This window comes from Curtobacterium pusillum (assembly GCF_007680845.1).
GTDB classification, from domain to species: domain Bacteria; phylum Actinomycetota; class Actinomycetes; order Actinomycetales; family Microbacteriaceae; genus Curtobacterium; species Curtobacterium pusillum_B.
This window is the reverse complement of sequence record NZ_VEIY01000010.1, coordinates 48,315-67,725: the sequence shown is the minus strand read 5'-3', so window position 1 is coordinate 67,725 and position 19,411 is coordinate 48,315. Positions and strand designations below refer to the sequence as shown.

The 19,411-nt window shown below is 72.0% G+C and carries 20 protein-coding genes; 13 read left to right on the top strand and 7 right to left on the bottom strand.

Features of this window, described 5'->3' with window-relative positions; translation table 11 throughout:
- Nucleotides 1-191: 191 nt before the first annotated feature.
- Nucleotides 192-866 carry a LysM peptidoglycan-binding domain-containing protein gene (locus FS825_RS19085; RefSeq protein WP_144715431.1) on the top strand — a complete coding sequence of 225 codons (675 nt, stop codon included), beginning with the start codon at nt 192-194 and terminating at the stop codon, nt 864-866.
- A gap of 89 nt (nt 867-955) precedes the next feature.
- On the opposite strand, the gene FS825_RS17195 is transcribed toward FS825_RS19085, so the two are convergent.
- Together FS825_RS17195 and FS825_RS17190 are read right to left on the bottom strand one after the other, a co-directional pair.
- Entirely contained in the window at nt 956-1,981 is a 1,026-nt protein-coding gene (locus tag FS825_RS17195; protein WP_144715429.1) for an LCP family protein, read from the bottom strand.
- Between the two features lie 77 nt (nt 1,982-2,058).
- The gene (locus tag FS825_RS17190; protein WP_144715427.1) at nt 2,059-2,466 is read right to left on the bottom strand and encodes a MarR family winged helix-turn-helix transcriptional regulator; all 408 of its coding nucleotides are present in this window, start codon (nt 2,464-2,466) and stop codon (nt 2,059-2,061) included.
- Nucleotides 2,467-2,542: 76 nt separating this feature from the next.
- Between FS825_RS17190 and FS825_RS17185 the strand changes: the two genes are divergently transcribed.
- The 4 genes from FS825_RS17185 to FS825_RS17170 all read left to right on the top strand — a co-directional run bounded on the left by FS825_RS17185 (nt 2,543) and on the right by FS825_RS17170 (nt 7,730).
- Nucleotides 2,543-4,675, top strand: a complete 2,133-nt coding sequence (locus FS825_RS17185) for an MMPL family transporter (RefSeq protein ID WP_144715425.1) — start codon at nt 2,543-2,545, stop codon at nt 4,673-4,675.
- A 12-nt stretch (nt 4,676-4,687) separates the two neighbouring features.
- On the top strand, nt 4,688-5,338 hold the full coding sequence (locus FS825_RS17180) for a GntR family transcriptional regulator (protein ID WP_144715423.1): 651 nt from the start codon (nt 4,688-4,690) through the stop codon (nt 5,336-5,338).
- A gap of 93 nt (nt 5,339-5,431) precedes the next feature.
- Nucleotides 5,432-6,931, top strand: a complete 1,500-nt coding sequence (locus FS825_RS17175) for an LCP family protein (RefSeq protein ID WP_144715421.1) — start codon at nt 5,432-5,434, stop codon at nt 6,929-6,931.
- Between the two features lie 16 nt (nt 6,932-6,947).
- A complete protein-coding gene (locus FS825_RS17170) occupies nt 6,948-7,730 on the top strand; it encodes an endonuclease/exonuclease/phosphatase family protein (protein WP_144715419.1) in 783 nt (260 codons plus the stop codon).
- An 18-nt stretch (nt 7,731-7,748) separates the two neighbouring features.
- Here FS825_RS17170 and FS825_RS17165 read toward each other — a convergent pair whose 3' ends face one another.
- Entirely contained in the window at nt 7,749-8,489 is a 741-nt protein-coding gene (locus FS825_RS17165; RefSeq protein WP_144715417.1) for a hypothetical protein, read from the bottom strand.
- 151 nt (nt 8,490-8,640) lie between these two features.
- Here FS825_RS17165 and FS825_RS17160 point away from each other — a divergent pair, with 151 nt between their 5' ends.
- Nucleotides 8,641-9,552, top strand: a complete 912-nt coding sequence (locus tag FS825_RS17160; protein ID WP_144715415.1) for an SDR family oxidoreductase — start codon at nt 8,641-8,643, stop codon at nt 9,550-9,552.
- Nucleotides 9,553-9,620: 68 nt separating this feature from the next.
- Here the strand turns inward: FS825_RS17160 and FS825_RS17155 are convergent, their stop codons facing one another.
- The gene (locus FS825_RS17155; protein WP_144715413.1) at nt 9,621-9,944 is read right to left on the bottom strand and encodes a hypothetical protein; all 324 of its coding nucleotides are present in this window, start codon (nt 9,942-9,944) and stop codon (nt 9,621-9,623) included.
- A gap of 170 nt (nt 9,945-10,114) precedes the next feature.
- Here FS825_RS17155 and FS825_RS17150 point away from each other — a divergent pair, with 170 nt between their 5' ends.
- Nucleotides 10,115-10,789 carry a TetR/AcrR family transcriptional regulator gene (locus FS825_RS17150; RefSeq protein ID WP_144715411.1) on the top strand — a complete coding sequence of 225 codons (675 nt, stop codon included), beginning with the start codon at nt 10,115-10,117 and terminating at the stop codon, nt 10,787-10,789.
- A gap of 76 nt (nt 10,790-10,865) precedes the next feature.
- The gene (locus FS825_RS17145) at nt 10,866-11,060 is read left to right on the top strand and encodes a DUF2795 domain-containing protein (RefSeq protein WP_144715409.1); all 195 of its coding nucleotides are present in this window, start codon (nt 10,866-10,868) and stop codon (nt 11,058-11,060) included.
- 144 nt (nt 11,061-11,204) lie between these two features.
- Here the strand turns inward: FS825_RS17145 and FS825_RS17140 are convergent, their stop codons facing one another.
- Both FS825_RS17140 and FS825_RS17135 read right to left on the bottom strand, forming a co-directional pair.
- Entirely contained in the window at nt 11,205-12,713 is a 1,509-nt protein-coding gene (locus FS825_RS17140; protein WP_144715407.1) for a threonine/serine exporter family protein, read from the bottom strand.
- Between the two features lie 134 nt (nt 12,714-12,847).
- Nucleotides 12,848-13,288 (bottom strand): OsmC family peroxiredoxin, encoded by a 441-nt coding sequence (locus tag FS825_RS17135; protein WP_144715405.1) that lies wholly within the window; start codon nt 13,286-13,288, stop codon nt 12,848-12,850.
- 253 nt (nt 13,289-13,541) lie between these two features.
- On the opposite strand from FS825_RS17135, the gene FS825_RS17130 reads away from it, so the two are divergent.
- The gene (locus tag FS825_RS17130) at nt 13,542-14,585 is read left to right on the top strand and encodes an NAD(P)-dependent alcohol dehydrogenase (RefSeq protein ID WP_144715403.1); all 1,044 of its coding nucleotides are present in this window, start codon (nt 13,542-13,544) and stop codon (nt 14,583-14,585) included.
- 106 nt (nt 14,586-14,691) lie between these two features.
- Nucleotides 14,692-15,033, top strand: coding sequence for a hypothetical protein (locus FS825_RS17125; protein ID WP_144715401.1), 342 nt, complete (start codon nt 14,692-14,694; stop codon nt 15,031-15,033).
- A gap of 70 nt (nt 15,034-15,103) precedes the next feature.
- On the opposite strand, the gene FS825_RS17120 is transcribed toward FS825_RS17125, so the two are convergent.
- The gene (locus FS825_RS17120; protein ID WP_144715399.1) at nt 15,104-16,972 is read right to left on the bottom strand and encodes a gamma-glutamyltransferase family protein; all 1,869 of its coding nucleotides are present in this window, start codon (nt 16,970-16,972) and stop codon (nt 15,104-15,106) included.
- Between the two features lie 105 nt (nt 16,973-17,077).
- Here FS825_RS17120 and FS825_RS17115 point away from each other — a divergent pair, with 105 nt between their 5' ends.
- From FS825_RS17115 to FS825_RS17105, 3 genes are all read left to right on the top strand, one after another.
- The gene (locus FS825_RS17115) at nt 17,078-17,443 is read left to right on the top strand and encodes an ArsR/SmtB family transcription factor (RefSeq protein WP_144715397.1); all 366 of its coding nucleotides are present in this window, start codon (nt 17,078-17,080) and stop codon (nt 17,441-17,443) included.
- A complete protein-coding gene (locus tag FS825_RS17110; protein WP_144715395.1) occupies nt 17,440-17,916 on the top strand; it encodes an SRPBCC family protein in 477 nt (158 codons plus the stop codon). Before FS825_RS17115 ends, FS825_RS17110 begins: the two co-directional genes overlap by 4 nt.
- A 153-nt stretch (nt 17,917-18,069) precedes the next feature.
- Nucleotides 18,070-19,263: a peptidoglycan DD-metalloendopeptidase family protein gene (locus FS825_RS17105; protein WP_144715393.1), complete on the top strand. Its 1,194-nt coding sequence runs from the start codon at nt 18,070-18,072 to the stop codon at nt 19,261-19,263.
- The last annotated feature ends 148 nt before the right edge of the window (nt 19,264-19,411 follow it).

Here is a 19,411-nt window from a genome sequence, read left to right as displayed (position 1 = left end):
CGCATAGCACTGACGGGTAGAACCGTTGGTCTCGGTTTGATAACGGTGAAGAGTTTCCTATGGTGGCCGACCGAGGCGCCCCGGCACGAGACCACTGCCCCCGGAGGCGCACCCCCACGACTCGACCCTGACCGGTCGGGACGGGCAGCGGCCGTCGATCTCCGACGTGTGGTCCCGGTGGAGCACCAGACATGAAGAAGCTTTCTCGTACCCGTACCATCGTCGGCGGCCTCGCGTTCGCCGGCATCGCCGCGACCGGAGTCGGCCTCGCGGCAGCCCCCGCGAACGCAGCATCCGGCTCGACCTGGGACGCCCTCGCGCAGTGCGAGTCCGGCGGCAACTGGGCGATCAACACCGGCAACGGCTACTACGGCGGCCTGCAGTTCACCCTCGGCACCTGGCAGGCCAACGGCGGCGCCGGCAACCCGGCCTCCGCGAGCCGCGGTGCGCAGATCGCCGTCGCCGAGCGCGTGCTCGCGTCCCAGGGCTGGGGTGCGTGGCCCGCTTGCTCCGCGAAGCTCGGCCTGAGCGGCACCGCCGGTGCCGCCCCGCAGGCGGCCGCTCCGGCACCCGTCCAGCAGGCTGCGCCCGAGCAGGCCGCCCCGCAGGCCGCTGCCCCGCAGCAGTCGGCCACCCAGGCCGCCGCTCCGCAGGCCGCGCCCGCAGCCCCGGCCGCTCCGGCGAAGCCCGCGGCCGTCAAGACCAGCGGCAAGACGTACACGATCGTGTCGGGCGAGACGCTCGACAGCATCGCGACGAAGCTGAAGATCGACGGCGGTTGGAACAAGCTCTGGGCAGCGAACACGTCGACCATCGACGACGCGAACCTGGTGTACGCCGGCCAGAAGCTGCAGCTCCCGGCCTGATCGCACCGTCAGGACGCCCCCGCGACCGATCGTCTCCGTGACCGAGCGTGACCGTGGACGATCGTCCCGGGGGCGTCCTGCTGTCCGGGCTACTGCGGGTTGTCCCGCAACCACCGTGCCAGGTCGTTCGACCGGAGCGCCTGCGAGAGCGACTGCACCGCGAGCGTGTTCACCGCGACGTAGGACTGGCCGTCCGCCGACGTGCCCCCGCCGGCGGTCGGCATCGTGAAGGTCCGGAGATCCGACGAACGGACGTCGCGGAGGGACCAGCCGAGCCCGACGAGGGTCCGGAAGGTGAGTCCCCCGTCCACGGCGAGATGGGCTCTCGTCGCCGTGACGAAGTCCTGGATCCGGCCCGGGCTGGTGAGGGTGCCCCTCGAGAGCAGTCCGTCGACGACGCCGCGCATGAACGCCTGCTGGTTGACCACGCGGGTGTGGTCGGCGTCGGCGAACGCGTACCGTTCGCGGACGAACGCCAGGGCGGAGTCGCCGTCGAGGCGGTTCGGGCCGGCGCGGTACTCGTGCCCGCCGGCGGAGAACGCCTGGCGGGAGTCGACGGTCACCCCGCCGAGGGCGTCGGTCATGTCCGCGAACCCGCGGAAGTCGATCTCCGCGACGTGGTCGATGCGGACGTCGAGGAGCTGTTCGACGGTCTGCACGGTCAGCGGCACGCCACCCCAGGAGTACGCGGCGTTGATCTTGGCGGTGCCGTGGCCGGGGACCGCGACCCACGAGTCGCGCATGATCGACATGAGGTACACGGCCTGCCGGTCGGCCGGCAGGTGCGCGAGCATCAGGGTGTCCGCGCGGCCGCCGGACGTCCGGTCGCCGTCGGGGTCGAGGCGCCCGCGCGAGTCCGACCCGATGAGCAGGATGTTCCGGGCCCCGTCGGACGGTGCCGGGCGGGATCCGTTCGGGAACGGGTCGGCGATGACGTCCTTGCCCGCGTCGAAGCTCCGGGCGAGGCCGCCGACGAAGACCCCGGCGACGACGGCGATCACGGCGGCGATGCCGATCAGGCCGCCGAGGGTGCCGACGAGGGCGACGAGGAACGGGCGCTTCCGCCGCTTCGCTGTGGACTCGGCGGCCCGGAGGGCGGCGCGGCGTTCGGACATCGGCACTCCTGCGGATCGGGTCGGTCCTGGCACCGACTGATCGAGTGTACCGTATCTGGAATATCAGGTGGTGGAACTCACCGGCGCCGGGTCCGGTCGAGGAGCGCGGTGAGGGCACCGCGCAGGGCAGGGTCGTCCGGCAGGACGTCGCGCTCGATGTGCCGTGCGGTCTCCCACGCCTGCCGGCCGTGATCCGTCACGGTGACGACCCGCCGGCGACGGTCCTCGGGGTGTGGCGAGCGCTCGACGAGCCCGTCCCGTTCCATGCGCTCGAGCGTCCGGGACATCGTCTGCGGTTGGACACGGGCCGTCCGCGCCAGGGTGTCGGCGCCGGTCGGGCCGGTCCGGATGAGGATGTCGATCGCGATGAGCGCAGCGTGCGGGAGTCCGATCGCGCGGAGTCGCTCGTCCCAGTCCCGCTCGACCGCGCGGGCCGCCGCCGAGAGGAGTCGGCCGAGGGGCCATCCGTCGGGGGCGTCGTCCATGCCTGCGAGTCTACGGAGGCCCTTCCCTCAATCCGTCTAGTAATCAGCATGCTGATCATCGGAGTACGATCGACCCGTGTCCCGATCCCTCCGCATCGTCGTCCCCGCGCTCGTCATCGTGGTCTGGCTCGCGATCGCCTCGGTGGGCGGTCCGTTCTTCGGCAAGATCTCCGAGGTCTCGACCACCGACCAGACCTCGTTCCTGCCGGCATCGGCCGACGCGACGAAGGTGCAGGAGCGTGCCGCGGAGTTCCGCCAGGCCTCCGGAGCCCCGGCGATCGTCGTGCTGTCCCGCGACACCGGCCTCACCGCGGCCGACCAGGACGCCGCGACGGCCCTCGCCGAACAGCTCGGGAAGCGCGACGACGTGCAGGGCGTCAGTCCCACCATCACGAGCGACGACGGGGAAGCGGTGGAGATCGTCGCGACGCTCACGAAGGACGCGGACACCGGCGACGCGGTCGAGGCCGTCCGCGCGGCCGTCGACGACGCCCTGCCGTCCGGTCTGCACGGGTACGTCACGGGTCCCGCGGGGTTCACCGCCGACCTGACGGAGGCCTTCGCCGGCATCGACGGGATCCTGCTCGGGGTGGCGCTCGCCGCGGTGTTCGTGATCCTCATCGTCGTCTACCGGTCACCGCTGCTGCCGATCCTCGTGCTGGGCACCGCGACGTTCGCCCTCTGTGCCTCGATCCTCGTCGTCTGGTGGCTCGCCAAGGCCGACATCGTCACCGTGAACGGGCAGGTGCAGGGCATCCTGTCGATCCTCGTCATCGGCGCCGCGACCGACTACGCGCTCCTCTACACGGCACGCTTCCGGGAGGCGCTCCGCGACCACCGCAGCGGGTGGGACGCCACGACGGCCGCACTCCGGGGCAGTCTCGAGCCGATCCTCGCGTCCGGTGGGACGGTCATCGTCGGCGTGCTCTGCCTCCTGCTCTCCGACCTCAACTCGAACAAGGCGCTCGGGCCCGTCGCGGCCATCGGCATCGCGTTCAGCCTGCTGTCCGCGCTGACCCTGCTGCCCGCGCTGCTGCTCGCGTTCCGCCGCGCGGCGTTCTGGCCGCTCCGCCCGCAGTACGGCACCCCGCACCCAGACCTCACCGGTCCCGACGCCCGCGGGGTCTGGGCGCGAGTCGGTCGGCTCGTGGCCAGGCGCTCCCGGGTCGTCTGGATCGTGTGCACCGTGGGGCTCCTCGCGATGGGCAGCGGGCTCATCGGGCTCAAGGCCGACGGCGTCCCGCAGAGCGACCTCGTCATCGGGGCGTCCCAGGCCCGCGACGGTCAGGACGTGCTGGCCGACCACTTCCCGGGCGGATCCGGCAGCCCGGCGGAGGTCATCGGGTCGGCCTCGAAGACCGCCGACCTCGCCGACGCGATCACCGCGGTCCACGGCGTGGACAGCGTCGTGGTGGCGGCGAAGGACTCGCCGTCCGGCACCACGCCCGTGCCGGGAACGGGAACCGGAGCGAGTGCCGGCGCAGCGGGCTGGGACCCGACCGTGTCGCACGGCGACGTCCTGCTCGAGGCCACCCTCTCCGACCCGGCCGACTCCGACGCCGCGGAGCAGACCGTCCGCGAGCTCCGGACCGCCGTCGAACGGGTCGACCCGGACGCGATCGTCGGCGGTGCGACCGCGACGGCCGTGGACACGAACGACACGGGCATCCGCGACCGCACGCTCATCATCCCCGTCGTGCTCGCCGTCATCCTGCTGATCCTCATGCTGCTGCTCCGGAGCATCGTCGCCCCCCTCGTGCTCATCGGCAGCGTGATCGTGTCGTTCGCCGCGGCACTCGGCGTCGGCGCGCTCGTCTTCGACCACGTGTTCCACTTCCCCGGAGCGGACCCCTCGGTCCCGCTCTACTCGTTCGTCTTCCTCGTGGCGCTCGGCGTGGACTACAACATCTTCCTCATGACCCGCGTGCGCGAGGAAGCGCTCCGGCACGGTCCGCGCGAGGGCGTTCTCCGCGGCCTCGGGGTGACCGGCGGGGTGATCACGTCGGCCGGGGTGGTCCTGGCGGCGACGTTCGCCGCGCTCGGGGTCATCCCGATCCTGTTCCTCGTGCAGATCGCGTTCGTCGTGGCGTTCGGCGTCCTGCTCGACACGATCGTCGTCCGGTCGCTGCTCGTGCCCGCGCTGGCGTACGACCTCGGCCGACGAGCGTGGTGGCCGTCGCGCCTGTCGCGTCCGTCCCATCACATGTGACACGCTGGTGCCATGCCAGTTCCTTCGACCCAGCCCGCAGCCGAGCGGAAGCTCCTCCGTGACACCGTGCAGGACAAGATCCGGGACGCCATCATGGACGGCACGCTCGAGCCGGGCGAGCGACTCAACGACGACGACCTGATCGCCTGGCTCGGTGTCTCCCGGACCCCGATCCGCGAAGCCCTCGCCGAGCTGTCCCGTGCGGGCCTCATCGAGATGGCGCCGAACCGGTACACCCGCGTCGCCGCCCCGACGAAGGACGAGCTGCTCGACGCGTACCGCACGCTCGGCGTGATCTACGGCGGTGTGGCCCGGCTCGCCACGCCGCGCTTCACCGACGCGCAGCGCAAGAAGGTGCTGAAGACGCTCGACGACGTCACGGCGCAGGTCGAGCGCGAGCACCAGGGCGAGGTCGCCCAGAACGGCGCGAGCATCTACGCGATGTGGGCCGACCACTGCGGGAACGCGTCCCTCGAGCAGCTGTGCAAGTCGACGACCGACGGCCTCGCCTTCAAGCTCCGCGTGCCGGAGCTCGCCGAGCTCGTCCCGGCCGACGTCATCCTGCCCGAGCTCGAGAAGCTCAAGGACGCCGTGCGCGCGAAGGACCCGATCGCCGCCGAGCTCGCCATGGAGGCGATCCACCTGCTCCCGTCGCGCGACTAGCGCCGGCGACGCGCAGGGGCTCGTCGGCGGAATCGCGGAGACCTGCCAGGGCCGTTCCACGCGCCCTGCAGACGTGCCCGTTATGGTTTCCGGGTGACCAACGAGCCCGAGCAGACGATCGGCCGCGGACGACGCGGCTCCACGCCGCCGCGCCACGGCCGCCAGAAGCGGCGTGCCGGGGTGGTCCTCCCCGCCGTCGCCGGTGTCCTCACGATGGGGCTGCTGCTGAGCGGCGGGTACGCCGCGTACGCGTACGGCTCCCTGTCGAACGGCGTCACCAAGATCAACGCGATCACCGGCCACACGGCGAAGAAGGACGACGTCGACGGCCAGGCGCAGAACATCCTGCTCGTCGGCGACGACCACCGGCCGGACAACGCGACGCCGGAGCAGATGGCCGAGCTCAGCACCCAGTCGGACGGCGGTGCGACGAACACCGACACGATGATCGTGCTGCACATCAACGCCGACGGCTCGCAGGCCACGATGATCTCCTTCCCCCGCGACTCGTACGTCGACATCCCGAACGTCGGCAAGGGCAAGCTCAACAGCGCGTTCTACTACGGCACCTTGAACGGCGGCGGGGACACCGGCGGCGCGAAGCTGCTCATCCAGACGATCCAGAACCTCAGCGGGTTGACGATCGACCACTACGTCCGGGTCTCGCTGCTCGGCTTCTACCAGGTCGTCAAGGAACTCGGACCGGTCGACGTCTGCCTCAACAACGCGGTCAACGACTCGTACTCCGGCGTCAACCTGCCGAAGGGCAACTCCTCGCTCGACGCGAAGCAGGCGCTGTCGTTCGTCCGGCAGCGGCACGGACTGCCCAACGGCGACCTCGACCGCAACGTCCGGCAGCAGTACTTCCTGTCGCAGGAAGCCAGGAAGGTCCTGTCGGCCGGCACCCTGCTCAACCCGATCAAGCTCGGCAACATCCTCAAGGCAGTCGGCGGGTCCATCCAGACCGACACCGACCTCGTGAACCTCGCGACGCAGATGCGGAACCTGCGCCCGGGCAACATCCAGTCCGCGACGATCCCCACCCTCGGGACCCCGACCATCACGGTGAACGGCTCGCCGCTGTCGATCGTCCAGGTCGACACCGTCGGGCTGCCCGCCTTCGTGCAGGGGCTCGTCGGCGAACCCGAGGAGTACAGCAAGGCCGGGCGCGCACAGCCCGCGAGCACCTCGGTCACCGTGCTCAACGGCAGCGGCGTGACCGGAGCGGCCAGTGCGGCCGGGTCGGTCCTCACCGCACGCGGCTTCCAGGTCGGCGCCCCCGGCTCGTCCGACCTCACGAAGACCACCCAGGTGCAGTACCCGGCCGGCATGGAGAAGCAGGCGAAGGCCGTGGCCGCCGTCGTGCCGGGATCCGTCGCCGTGCGCACCGCCGCGGTGACAGGCGTGACGCTCGTCCTCGGGTCCGACGGCAAGACCGCGACCCCCGTGCCGGCCGCCGGTGGCACTGCCTCCACGCCCGCGACGGGCTCCGGGTCCTCCGGTTCGTCCGCGTCGAAGCCCGCTGCGTCGGAGCCGAAGCCCACGTCGACGGACGTGAAGAGCTACGGCAAGGAAGGCGTCTGCATCAACTAGTCGGTAGGTTCGACGGGTGAGCAACGCAGCGCGTCCGATCACCCTGATGACCTACAACGTGAAGAACCCGGACCCGGCGCACGACTGGCCGGCTCGGCTGCCCGTGTTGCTCGACGTGATCCGGCGGCACGACCCGGACGTGCTCTGTGTGCAGGAGGCGTTCGCGCACCAGATGGACGACCTCCGCGCCGGTCTGCCCGACCACGGCGACCTCGGCCAGGGGCGCGAGGGCGGCACCGCGGGCGAGCACGCCGCGGTGTTCTTCCGACGCAGTCGGGTGCGCCCCGTGGACGACGGCACCTTCTGGCTGTCGGACACCCCGGACGAGCCCGTCTCGAACACCTGGGCGAGCGTGTTCCCCCGTGTCGCGAACCACGCGCGCTTCGTCGACGTCGAGGGCGAGGCCTTCACGCTCCTCACCACGCACCTCGACCACGAACCGGGGCCGCACGGCGACGAGGTCCGGGCGAAGAGCGCGGCGCTCATCGCCGAGCGGCTGAGCGCGACTGACGGACCGGTCGTCGTCGCGGGGGACTGGAACGAGGCCGCCGGTGCGGGCGAGGCCACCCGGGTGCTCACGGCCGCGGGCTTCGCGGACGCCTGGGTGCTCGGCGGCGACCAGGACGACCGGACGGCCACCTTCAACGACTGGGCACCGCCGGTCGACTCGGGCGAGCGCATCGACTGGGTCTTCACCAAGGGGATCGCCGGGGTGAACCGGGTCGTCATCGACCACGACGGACCGGAGACCTGGTTCGCGAGCGACCACTTCCCGGTGGTGGCGACGCTGCGGATCTGAGCCCGCGCGCGCCGGGGGTCAGCAGCTGCGCTGGGCGTGCACCGGCATCGGGGAGCCGAGCACCGTGACCGTCGTGTCGTCGGTCAGGGCGGAGACACCGTTCGTGCCGGAGTCGTCGTCGTCCGCGGCGTCGCGGTCGTCGGCCGGCGCCCACCCCGACTCCAGCAGGAGCTGCCAGGCCTTCGCGTCGTCGGAGCCGAACGACACACGCTCGGACTTCGGGGCGTCGGCGATCTCGTCGGAGAGGTCGTCGCCGACCTGGACGCCGTCCGGACCGGTCAGCTCGACGTCGCCGCCGAACCGGGACGACACGGCATCACGGAGGACGCGGATCTCGACCGCGTTGCCGGCCGGCGCCGGGGTCGTCAGTGCTGCCACGCGGACCGCACCGCCCCACGTGTAGGTCGTGCCGGACGGGAAGCACGCGCCGCCGTCGCCCTCGGCCGTCTGCGTCCGTGACGGGGTGCCGAGCAGTCGGTTGAGGAGGCTCACCGTCGTGCGGGAGTCGCGCATCGACGCTTCGACGACGGTCTTCGACCCGCGGCGGAACACGAGCGACTCGGCGTCGAGTTCGATCGAGTCGACCCGCTTGAGCTTCGCGGTGGTGACCCGCGCGGCGTCGTGCGCGGAGGACTCCGGCGCGACCTCGGCCGCTGCGGCCGACAGGGCACCGGAGCCGGTCGTGCCGTCCACGACGACCGACCCCGCCGCGAAGGCGAGGGCTGCGGCGCTCAACGCCAGCACGGTCCGGAAGGTCACCAGTCGACGGTACGACCCCCGGCCGGCCTGGACGACGGGTGTTACCGAATCGGAGCCTGGTCGTCACCGGACCGTGACATTCAGCCGGAGTGCGCGGCGGGGGACACGCGTCTGGACGACCCGGGAAGCAGGCGTGCGTACCGTCGGGGCCATGACGGACCAGCAGATCGACCAGTACAGCATGCAGGACCCGACGAAGATGTACGCCGACAAGAAGCCCGACGAGCAGTACCTCGACGGAGCGGGCACCGACGCGGAGATGGCGGAGAACGTCCCGGCCGACCACGGCGAGGACACCTACCGCGGCTCGGGTCGGCTCGAGGGGCGCAAGGCGCTCGTCACGGGCGGCGACTCCGGGATCGGCGCCGCCGTCGCGATCGCCTTCGCCCGCGAGGGTGCCGACGTCGCGATCGCCTACCTGCCCGAGGAGCAGGAGGACGCCGACCGCATCGTCGGACTCATCGAGGCGGCCGGACGCAAGGCCGTGACGCTCCCCGGTGACATCACGTCGCTCGAGGTCTGCGAGCAGCTCGTCGCGGACGCGGTCGAGCAGCTCGGTGGGCTCGACATCCTCGTGAACAACGCGGGCAAGCAGCAGAACGTCGACGACATCACGAAGATCTCGGACGAGGAGTTCGACGAGACGTTCAAGACGAACGCCTACGCGACCTTCCGCATCACGAAGGCCGCCGTGCCGCACCTGCAGCCGGGCTCGACGATCATCAACACCACGTCGATCCAGGCGTACGCACCGTCGCCGCACCTCGTGCACTACGCCGCGACGAAGGCGACCGTGAACAACCTCGCGAAGGGCCTCGCCGCGCAGCTCGCGCCGAAGGGCATCCGCGTGAACGCCGTGGCGCCGGGGCCGATCTGGACCCCGCTGCAGCCCGCGGGTGGGCAGCCGCCCGAGGCGCTGCCGTCCGCCGGCGAGCAGACCTACCTCGGTCGCTGGGGTCAGCCCGCCGAGCTCGCGCCGGCGTACGTGTTCCTGGCCAGCGGCGAGTCGTCGTACGTGGTGGGGGAGACCCTGCACGTCGACGGCGGCATGCCGACGCCGTAGCGGCGACCGGGAGGACGACGGGAGGCGCGGTGCCGGCTGGCACCGCGCCTCCCGTCCGTCACGTCACGTCAGCAGGGCGCGCTGCAGGTCCTCGCCATCCGCTCGAGCAGCTCGCGGGCGGACAACGCGGCGGCGAGCTCGACCTCGACCGGGTTGATGCCGACCGCACGCTCGAACTCGCGCCGCCTGGCCTGGTCGGCGACCGGCACCTCGGGGCGCTGGGGCAGCACGGCGATCGCCCGGGCGGCGGCGTCGAACGCACCCACCGGGCGACCGAGTTGCTCCCACATCGTGCGGACGTCGTGCGCGACCTGGTCGGCATCGCCGCCGAACTCGAAGCCAGCGGACGCCATGGTCGCCAGTCCCTGCGCGGTGGAGTCGTTCGGGGTCATGACGGCATCGTCACACGGATCGCCGCGAACGTGCTGCGAGCAGTGCGCTTGTCCCCCGACATGCCGACACCCGGATCGGGGATTCTGGTGTCCCCCGATATCGGTTTGGATGGACGTGCCCCGAGCCGGGGTGACACGGACAGGACGTCCGGGGACCGACGGAGGGCACGATGCTCGAACACACCAGCGCCGACACGCAGGCGGCTGCCGCAGCAGCGGCGACCCTGCACCTGCGGATCACGATCGTCGGCGCGACCGTCGACCTGCTCCGCGACGTCCCCTTCCACGAGGCCGACGCCGTGCTGGTCGCCGAGCGGATCGGCATCCCCGTCGAGGAACTGCGGCAGCACTTCCCCTCGTGGGACGGACTCGTGCTCGCCGCGGTCGACCGGTGGAACGGCGGCCGCATGGACGAGGTCACGCGCGAGGTCGGTGACGGCTCGACGGTCCAGCTCCTCCGGGCGATCGTCGCCTCGAACGCGCAGGACCCCGCGCTGATGCGACTCCTCGTGGCGCTGCTGTCCGTCGCCGGCAACCCGCAGCACCCCATGGCGACGTACCTCCGGTCCCGCTACCAGCTCTTCTACGCCCAGATCCGGCGCGGGCTCGAGCACGACGTCGCCGTCGGCCGGGCGCCGCACACGATGGACCCGCGCCGCGGCGCCGAGCAGCTCATCGCGCTGTACGAGGGGCTCCAGCTCCAGGCGCTCCTGCGGTCGGACCTCGACCTCGTCCCGGCCTTCGACCGCGCCGTCGCACGGCTCGAGCGCGGCTGGATGGAGCGCTACGAGCCGCAGGCCGCGCGCCGGCTCTCCACCTGGACCGACGGCGGCTGGGAGATCTGAGCCGCTGAACGCGGTGGCCGGACCGGCTCCGAGGGGAGGCCGCGTACGCGTGGGGTCCCCGATGGAAGGAACCGTCATGGCATCAGCGAACCCGATCCAGGTCCAGAAGTACCTCAGCGGCATCGAGTACCCGGCATCGAAGGACGACATCGTCGCGACCGCCGAGAAGGAGGGCGCGGAGGGTGACGTCCTGGACGCCCTGAAGCGGATCCCGGACGGCGAGTACGACGCGCCGACCGCGGTGTCCAGCGCCGTCTCCGACGCGGGCTGACCCGCGCGACGCCGAGACGCGGGGGCGCGTCGCCGAGTCTCGGGTAGGCGTCGCCGAGTCTCGGGCTGAGCGACGGTTCTCGCGGCGACGAGCGCGAGCGATGTCGCCCACGCCGAGACTCGGGTCGGGGCCGCCCGCCGCCGCTCAGCTCGAGCGCGGAGCGCGCGGCACCGTGCCGTTCCCCGGGTCGTAGCCCGAGTCGCGGATCACCCGGATCGCGGTGGTGTCGTTGTGCACCGAGTGCACGACGACCCGCCGGGACCGCCGGAGTGCCCGCCGTGCGCCCGGCGTCGCCACGAGTCCGCCGAGCACGAGTCCCGCTCCGATGGCGAGCGCGACGGACACCGCCGCGACGAAGTCCAGTGCGGCGCTCGACGACCCGGACATGAAGTTGAGCAGCGCGTTCGAGACCGCCACACCCGGCAGGAGCGCCCCGCAGAACGCCGGCACCGAGATGGCCGCGACCGCGGTCCGCATCCGTGCCGCTGCGACGGTCGCGAGGACGCCGAGCAGCACGGCGGCGATGAACGTCGCGCCGAGGAGCGGGATCCCCAACTCGCGGAGCCCCCGGAGCGCGGCACCGGCGGCCACCGAGAAGACCACGGCGACCGGGATCACGCGGGCGCTCGCCTGCTGCACGAAGCAGTTCGCCGCCGCGGAGACGACGGTCAGCAGGAGTGACGCCCAGAGCGGCAGGGTCTGCAGGGCGATCCCCGACGGGTCGACCTCGATGTGGAGCCACTTCGTCGCCGCGATCCCCGCCGGGACCCCGACGACGATCGCCGCGATCACGAGCCCGATGTAGAAGGCGCGGGCGACGGCCATCGCCCGGAAGCCGGAGATCGCGTCCTGCGCCCACGTGACGAGCGACGGGTGGGGCAGGAGGAGCACCACGAGGGCGGCGACCATCGTGGCGGCTTGCCCGGGGTGCAGGACGCCCGCCCAGATCGCCAGCGTGCCGAGCGCCGACGCGACCGCCCCCTGCGCCCCCGAGACGAAGAACTGCGGGAAGCCACGTCCGGTCAGCCACCGGCCGGAGACGATGATCCCGAGCATGAGCACGAAGGCCCCGAGTCCGGCCCGCCAGCCGCCACCGGCCTGCACCGCGATCGAGATCCCGAGGATCGACAGTCCGACGTCGGCGGTCCAGCGCGGCCACCGACTCGGGAGTCGGAGGACCGCGACGAGGGCGCTCACGGCGCTCGTCAGGTCGCGTTCGTCGTGCACGAGGTCGTCGACGATCTGGTTCGCCCTCGCGAGGCGGTCCAGGTCGGACCCGTCCGACTGCACGGATCGGATCTTGACGAGCGGCGGGGTGTCGGCCGGCGCGTACTGGATCGTCACCGAGCTGCCCGAGAAGTCGAGCTCGAGCGGCGCCAGGTTCCACTTGGTCGACACCGCGACCACGGCCGTCTCGACGCTGCGGGTGTCGGCGCCGGAGGCGAGCATCACCTCGGCCAGGTCGAGGCAGAAGTCGACGATCTGCACGGGCGAGTACTGCTCGCGCGGGCGGGTGTCGGGCGCGACGTCCTCGTAGAGGGTGCCGCGGAGCCGTGCCCGGGCGTCCCGGATGTCGTGCTGCGCGAGGCTCCGGACGCGTGGCCGGGGTGGACGCCCGGGTCTCGGGGAACCGGGGAGGAACTGCTCGGCCATCCGTCCATCGTGCCAGTCACGGAGGTGCGAGCCCGGACGTCGGCTGGGCGCGTCAATGCGCGGAGCGTACGTGGAGACGGACTGGAGGCGCGGTGCCAGCCGGCACCGCGCCTCCAGTCCGTCAGGTGGTGCGTCTACTGCTCGAGCGTCGCGTGCAGCGTGATGTCGACGCCGGTGAGCGCCTTGCTGACCGGGCACGTCGCCTTCGCGTCGTCCGCCGCCTTGAGGAAGGTCGCCTCGTCGATACCGGAGACCTCGCCGGTGACGGTGAGCACGATGCCGGTGAGCTTGAAGCCGCCGGCGGTGTCCGGGCCGAGCGAGACGTCGGCCTTGACGTCGAGGGCCTCGACCGTGCCGCCGGCTTCGCCGAGGATCGCGGAGAACTGCATGGCGTAGCACGCGGAGTGGGCGGCGGCGATGAGTTCTTCGGGGCTCGTGGTGCCGTCGGCGTCCTCGGCGGCACGCTTCGGGAACGAGACGTCGTACGTGCCGACCTTCGAGCTGGAGAGTTCGACCTGGCCGGAGCCGTCCTGGAGGCCGCCGTTCCAGGCGGTGCGTGCGGTGCGCGTGGGCATGGCCGCTCCTTTCGTGTGGGGAGAGTGCTCCGGGTGGAGCCGTCTCCGAGTCAAGCGGAGAACGACCGTTCTCGCAACGGGCTCACGGGGAAGTCGCAGGTCGACGAGCGTGCTGTGCCCCGACCCGACTTAGGCAACGGGTGTAGTCTTGCCTTCCGGATCGACCCGATCCGATCGCGACGCCGCACCCCTCCTGACGCCCCGACGAGTCGAGTCGACGGACCACGAGTCAGTGAGAAGGAAGCAGGCCACCATGCGCGCCGTCGTGTTCGAGCAGTACCAGACGTCCCCGTCCCTGACGGACGTCCCGAAGCCCACTCCCGGGCCGGGGGAGGTGTTGCTCAAGGTCGCCGGTGCCGGCGCGTGCCACTCGGACGTCGCCGTGTACCGCGAGTTCCAGGAGGGCCAGCCCGGATCCCTGGCGCCGGGCTTCGTGCTCGGCCACGAGAACTCCGGCTGGGTCGAATCGGTCGGCGACGGCGTCACGGGATTCACCCCGGGCGACGCCTACCTCGTCTACGGCCCGGTCGGGTGCGGCCACTGCACGTACTGCTCGAAGGGGCAGGACACCTACTGCGAGAACGCCGCCACGAACCCGTACCTGGGCATCGGCCTCGGGCGCGACGGCGGCATGGCCGAGTACGTCACCGTCCCCGCACGGAACCTCGTGCCGCTCGGCGACGCCGACCCGATCGCCGCGGCACCGCTCAGCGACGCTGCACTCACGCCGTACCACGCGATCAAGAACGCCCTGCCGAACCTCGCGGGCGGCGGCAAGTACGCCCTCGTCGTGGGGCTCGGCGGCCTCGGCCAGATCGCCGTCCAGATCCTCACCGCACTGACCGGTGCCACGGTCATCGCGACCGACATGAAGCAGGACGCCATGGACCGCGCCGCCGCCCGTGGCGCGATCACGGTCCCCGGCGGACCCGACCAGGTCGCCGCGATCCGGGAGATCACCGGCGGCAAGGGCGTCGACGCCGCGTTCGACTTCGTCGGAGCGAGCCCCACGATCAAGACGGCCCAGGCGTCGATGGCCGTCGGCGGACGGCTCACGGTCGTCGGGATCGCCGGGGGCACCACCGAGTGGAGCTTCTTCTCGACGCCGTACGAGTCGACGCTCACGAACACGTACTGGGGCACGATCGAGGACCTGCACGAGGTCGTCGCGATGTACCGCGCCGGGCAGATCGTCCCCGACGTCGAGCGGTACTCCCTCGACGACGCGCTCGAGGCCTACCGGAAGCTCGAGGCCGGCGAGCTGTCCGGCCGTGCCGTCGTGGTGCCCACCGCCTGATCGTCCCGGCGGTGTAATTCGGTTCGGTAACGGTTCCTTCCGCATCGGGGTCTCCGGCGGTAGCGTCAGGCAACGGGCCCGCCGGGGCACCGGGCTGGAGGGGACCATGACCGGGAACGCCGATCACACCGAAGCCGTCGCGCGGCCGCGCAACTCGGGCGACGGGGGGAACGCGGGCTTCACGATGGGGATCCCGTACGAGGCCCCGGAGCGGGGTGCCGGGGCGTCGGACGCCGCAGCGGTCACCCGGCTCGGGTTGGCGTGGCGGATCGTCGCGTCCCTCGTGCTCGCCGCGGTCGGCATCAACGCCGTCGTCCGCATCGTGCTCATCTTGGCGCAGCCCGACGGCGCGTACGCGGGCGCGCTCGGCATGGCCGTCATCGCGATCATCGCCCTCGCCTACCCCGTCGTGAACGTGGTGCGCTGGGTGCGGGCCTCGCGTCGGTAGACGCGACGGGTGACGGACTGGAGGCGCGGTGCCAGCCGGCACCGCGCCTCCAGTCCGTCACGCGGTCGCGTCAGCGGCCCGCCGCGTACCCCTGCGCGCCCCGGGAGTTCGCCGCCGCGCCGACCACGCCCTGCTCCGGGTCCCGCGTCACGCAGGACAGTCGGCCGAGGGACCAGTCGCCGGCACGCGTGACCACGTGACCGCGGGACTCGAGCCCCGCGATGACGTCGTCGCCGAGTCGGTCCTCGACCACGAGTCCCGCCGGCTCCCACGTCCGCGGCCAGAACGACCCCGGGAACGACGTCGTGTGCATCGCCGGAGCGTCGATCGCCTGCTGCGGGGAGTACCCGCCGACGATCCAGCGCAGTAGGAACAGCAGCTGCCACTGGTCCTGCTGGTCGCCGCCCGGTGACCCGAGGGCGAGCACGGGCACGCCGTCCCGGAGGACGAGCGTCGGCGTGAGGGTCGTGCGCGGACGCTCGCCGGGGCGGAGCGTCGAGGCGGTGCCCTCCTCGAGCCAGGTCATCTGCAGTCGGGTGCCGAGGCAGAACCCCAGCTCGGGGATCGTGGGGGACGACTGCAGCCACCCGCCGGACGGGGTCGCGCTGACGATGTTGCCCCAGCGGTCGACGACGTCGATGTGGACCGTGTCGCCGCGGGTCTCGCCGTTCGGTGCGACGAACGGCTCGCCGCGGTCCTCGACGGGCACGGTGGCGGCAGCGACCTGCACGGTCGGTTCGCCCACCCCCTGCGCACGCGCGGTGCCGGCGGCCTCCGCCTCGGCCGCCGTGCGGACCGGCGGCAGCACGTGCTCGACCCAGCGGACGGTCCCCGGCCGGAGCTCCGCGGAGGCGCGCTCGCCGATGAGGGAACGGCGCTCGTCGGTGTACGCGTCGGAGAGCAGCACGTCGAGGGGGACGTCGCCGTCGCCGTAGAACGCCTCGCGGTCGGCGAGCGCGAGCTTCTGCGCCTCGGCGACGGTGTGCGCACCGACCTCGGTGGACGGGTCGAGCAGGGCGTCGTCGAGCGGTTCGAGGAGCCGGAGGGTCTGCAGGAGCGCTGGGCCCTGCCCCCACGGGCCGGTCTTCGCGATCGTGCAACCGCGGAAGTCGGCGGTCGTCGCCGGCTCGTAGGTCGCCCGGAAGGCCGCGAGGTCCGACGCCCGGATCACCCCGGCGTGGTCGGTGCCGGACGAGTGCCGGTGCGGTTCGCGGGCGAAGCGGTCGACAGCCTCGGCGACGAACCCCTCGGCCCACTCGGTCCGGGCTGCGTCGATGCGACCCGACCGGCTGCCGGCTCCGGCACCGGCGGCGACGAGCCGGTCCAGCACCGAGGCGAGCGCCTCGTTGCGCATGGTGTCCCCTGGGGCCGGCACCGCGCCTCCCGGCAGCCACTGCGCTGCGGAGGTGGGCCAGTGCTGCCGGAAGAGGTCCTGAACGGCCCCGATCGTCCGCACGACGGCGGGTGTGACGGGGTGACCGTCCCGCGCGTACCCGATGGCCGGTGCGAGCACGTCGGCGAGCTCCCACGTGCCGTGGTCGCGGAGCAGCAGGAGCAGGGCGTCGACCGCGCCGGGCACGGCCGCTGCCAGGGCACCCGATCCGGGGACGAGGTCGAGGCCCTCCGACCGGTAGTGCTCGGGTGTCGCCTCCGCCGGGGCCGGACCCTGACCGACGAGGACGGTCGGGGTCGGGTTGGTCGCCGTCGCGAACACCGCGGTGAGGTCGCCCCCGGGACCGTTCAGGTGCGGTTCGACGACGTGCAGGACGAACGCGCCGGCGGTCGCGGCGTCGAACGCGTTCCCGCCGCGCTCCAGCACCGACTGTGCGACGGCGGTGGCGATCCAGTGCGTGGACGCCGCTGCGCCGAACGTGCCCCGGATGTCCGGGCGGGTGGTGTGGGTGGTGGGCGGGACGAAGGCGGGGTTCGGCGACGGCATGCGTCCATCCTGCTCCTGCGCACGAACCGCTCTTGCGCACGGGTTGGTGCGGGCCCATACTGAACCCATCAGTTAATTAACCGGAGCGTTCAGTAGGGAGGGGCGATGGAGACCGACCGTGTCGACGCCGTCCTGTCGGCGCTCGCCGACCCCATCCGACGGCGCATCGTCGAGCGGCTCGGGAAGGGCGAGGCGACCGTGTCGGACCTCGCCGCCCCGTTCGACGTCAGCGCCCCGGCGATCTCGCGGCACCTCGGCGTCCTCGAACGCGCCGGGCTCATCACCCGCGAGCGGCACGGCACCTGGCGCACGTGCCGCCTCCGGCCGGAGGCCGTCGACGAACTCGGCGCGTGGCTCGGTGGGCTGCAGCCCGTCTGGGACCGCCGGTTCGACAGCCTGGAGGCGGTGCTCGCCGCCCGCGCGTCCGTCACCCCCGTCACGCACCACCTCGACAACCAGGAGCACTCATGACCGAACAGTTCACCGCCCACACCACGCACCGGTTCGCGTACCCGGTGGCCGACGTCTACCAGGCCTTCGTCGACCCGGCGATGCTCGCGCTGTGGTTCGGGCCGCTCGGCTTCCACGTCCCCGTCGCGACCGTCGAGGTCGACGCCCGCGTCGGCGGCGCGTGGAACCTCACCATGGTGAGCAACGACAACCCGGAGTGGTCCTCGCCCGTCACCAGCACCCTGCAGGAGATCGAGGAGAACCGGGTCATCATCGGGACCCAGGTCGCGCACGGCATCCCCGGCATCGAGGACGGCACGCCGCTGTCCCTCACGCTCGAGTTCGCCGAGGACGGCGACGGCACGATCGTCACCCTCACCCAGGGGCCGTTCCCCGAGGTCATGCGCGACATGAACATCGCCGGCTGGAAGCAGTCCTTCCGCAAGCTCGAGGCGCTGCTCGAGTGCCCGAAGGAGTTCTTCCAGACCGCGTGACACGCCGCTTGCCCCTGGAACTGGGGTTCTCCCCACCCTGTCAAGGGGGTTGTGCACCCCGGCACGGAAAGGTGAACATCGTTCGGCGGCGCGCACCGGGCGTGCTGCCGAACGGTCGCGCAGGGGCACGGCCGGTTCCAGGGCAGGGGATCCATGACCACCACACCGTCGACCGTCGCGCGCGCAGGGCGCCTCCCACGCATCGCGGCAGCCGTCGCAGCACTCGCCGTCGCAGCCGGTGCACTGGTCGGGCTGGCGCAGCCCGCCTCGGCCGCGGCCCCGGTCGTCCACACGGGCTCCGCGCCCGCCGGCACCACGCTCAACCCCGGTGACTCCGTGACCTCGCCGAACGGGCAGTTCCGGCTCGTGCTGCAGGGCGACGGCAACCTCGTCGAGTACGGCATCGGCAACGTGGTGCTGTGGGCGTCGAACACGCCGAACCAACCGGGCGCCGTCGCCGTGATCGGCAAGAACCGCGCCCTCGACATCATGCGGAACGGCAAGCGGCTCGCCCGCTGGTCCGCCGCCGGCACCGCGCAGTCCACGCGCTTCGACGTCCGCGGCGACGGCACCATGGCGCTCTTCGCCGGCACCAGCGCGATCGTCAACTGGTCCTCGTACCAGGACCGCGTCCCGGCCGGGAACGTCATCCTGCCCGGCACCACGCTCCGCGCCGACGCGTCCAACGCGCGGACGCTGACGATGATGGGCAACGGGATGCTCGTGCAGCGGCTCAACGGCGCCGTCGCCTGGCTGACGACCACCACGATCCGGAACTACAACGCGTACACGTCCGTGCAGAAGGACGGCAACCTCGTCGTGTACTCCGCCCAGGGCAAGGCGCTGTGGGCGACGAACACCAGCCGGGCCGGCGCCGGACAGCTGCTCGTCCAGGTCGACAACAACGTCGTGCTCTACGGCAAGACCGACACCCGGTCCTGGTCGACGCGGCCGGTGTCCGGGCTCCTCTGGCCCGTCGAGAGCACCAAGATCTCCGGCAAGTTCGGCGACGACCGGGGCGCCGGGCACGTGCCGCGCTACCACCAGGGCACCGACGCCGCCGTGGGGACGGGCACGCCGGTGTACGCCTCGGCCACCGGGAAGGTCACGAGCGTCGTCGCGAACAACGCCTCGTACGGCAACTACGTCGTCGTGACCTACGGCATGACGACGGTGCTCACCGCGCACCTCAGCGTGCTCCAGGTGAAGCAGGGGCAGGTCGTCACCGCGAAGACCCAGATCGCGAAGTCGGGCAACACAGGGCAGTCGACGGGGCCACACGTGCACGTCGAGGTGCGGCAGGGCGGGACGCTGGTCGACCCGTTGAAGACGCTGCACTTCCGCTGATCGTCTGCGTGATCGGCTGGTGAACGGCCCGCACTCGGTCAGGAGTGCGGGCCGCCCGTCTCAGTCCCTCCGCTCCGGTGTCAGCGCCGGCGGACACGAGGAGCGGAAGTGCCGAGGGTGCATGCGCGAGGGGGCTCGCGTATGCCGG

Coding starts and splice junctions, on each gene's coding strand:
- FS825_RS17130 (WP_144715403.1), top strand. CDS start 13,542: ATGCGCGCCGTCGTGTTCGAGCAGTACCAGACGTCCCCGTCCCTGACG.
- FS825_RS19085 (WP_144715431.1), top strand. CDS start 192: ATGAAGAAGCTTTCTCGTACCCGTACCATCGTCGGCGGCCTCGCGTTC.
- FS825_RS17120 (WP_144715399.1), bottom strand. CDS start 16,972: ATGCCGTCGCCGAACCCCGCCTTCGTCCCGCCCACCACCCACACCACC.
- FS825_RS17190 (WP_144715427.1), bottom strand. CDS start 2,466: ATGGACGACGCCCCCGACGGATGGCCCCTCGGCCGACTCCTCTCGGCG.
- FS825_RS17110 (WP_144715395.1), top strand. CDS start 17,440: ATGACCGAACAGTTCACCGCCCACACCACGCACCGGTTCGCGTACCCG.
- FS825_RS17180 (WP_144715423.1), top strand. CDS start 4,688: ATGCCAGTTCCTTCGACCCAGCCCGCAGCCGAGCGGAAGCTCCTCCGT.
- FS825_RS17160 (WP_144715415.1), top strand. CDS start 8,641: ATGACGGACCAGCAGATCGACCAGTACAGCATGCAGGACCCGACGAAG.
- FS825_RS17145 (WP_144715409.1), top strand. CDS start 10,866: ATGGCATCAGCGAACCCGATCCAGGTCCAGAAGTACCTCAGCGGCATC.
- FS825_RS17125 (WP_144715401.1), top strand. CDS start 14,692: ATGACCGGGAACGCCGATCACACCGAAGCCGTCGCGCGGCCGCGCAAC.
- FS825_RS17105 (WP_144715393.1), top strand. CDS start 18,070: ATGACCACCACACCGTCGACCGTCGCGCGCGCAGGGCGCCTCCCACGC.
- FS825_RS17155 (WP_144715413.1), bottom strand. CDS start 9,944: ATGACCCCGAACGACTCCACCGCGCAGGGACTGGCGACCATGGCGTCC.
- FS825_RS17150 (WP_144715411.1), top strand. CDS start 10,115: ATGCTCGAACACACCAGCGCCGACACGCAGGCGGCTGCCGCAGCAGCG.
- FS825_RS17195 (WP_144715429.1), bottom strand. CDS start 1,981: ATGTCCGAACGCCGCGCCGCCCTCCGGGCCGCCGAGTCCACAGCGAAG.
- FS825_RS17115 (WP_144715397.1), top strand. CDS start 17,078: ATGGAGACCGACCGTGTCGACGCCGTCCTGTCGGCGCTCGCCGACCCC.
- FS825_RS17135 (WP_144715405.1), bottom strand. CDS start 13,288: ATGCCCACGCGCACCGCACGCACCGCCTGGAACGGCGGCCTCCAGGAC.
- FS825_RS17140 (WP_144715407.1), bottom strand. CDS start 12,713: ATGGCCGAGCAGTTCCTCCCCGGTTCCCCGAGACCCGGGCGTCCACCC.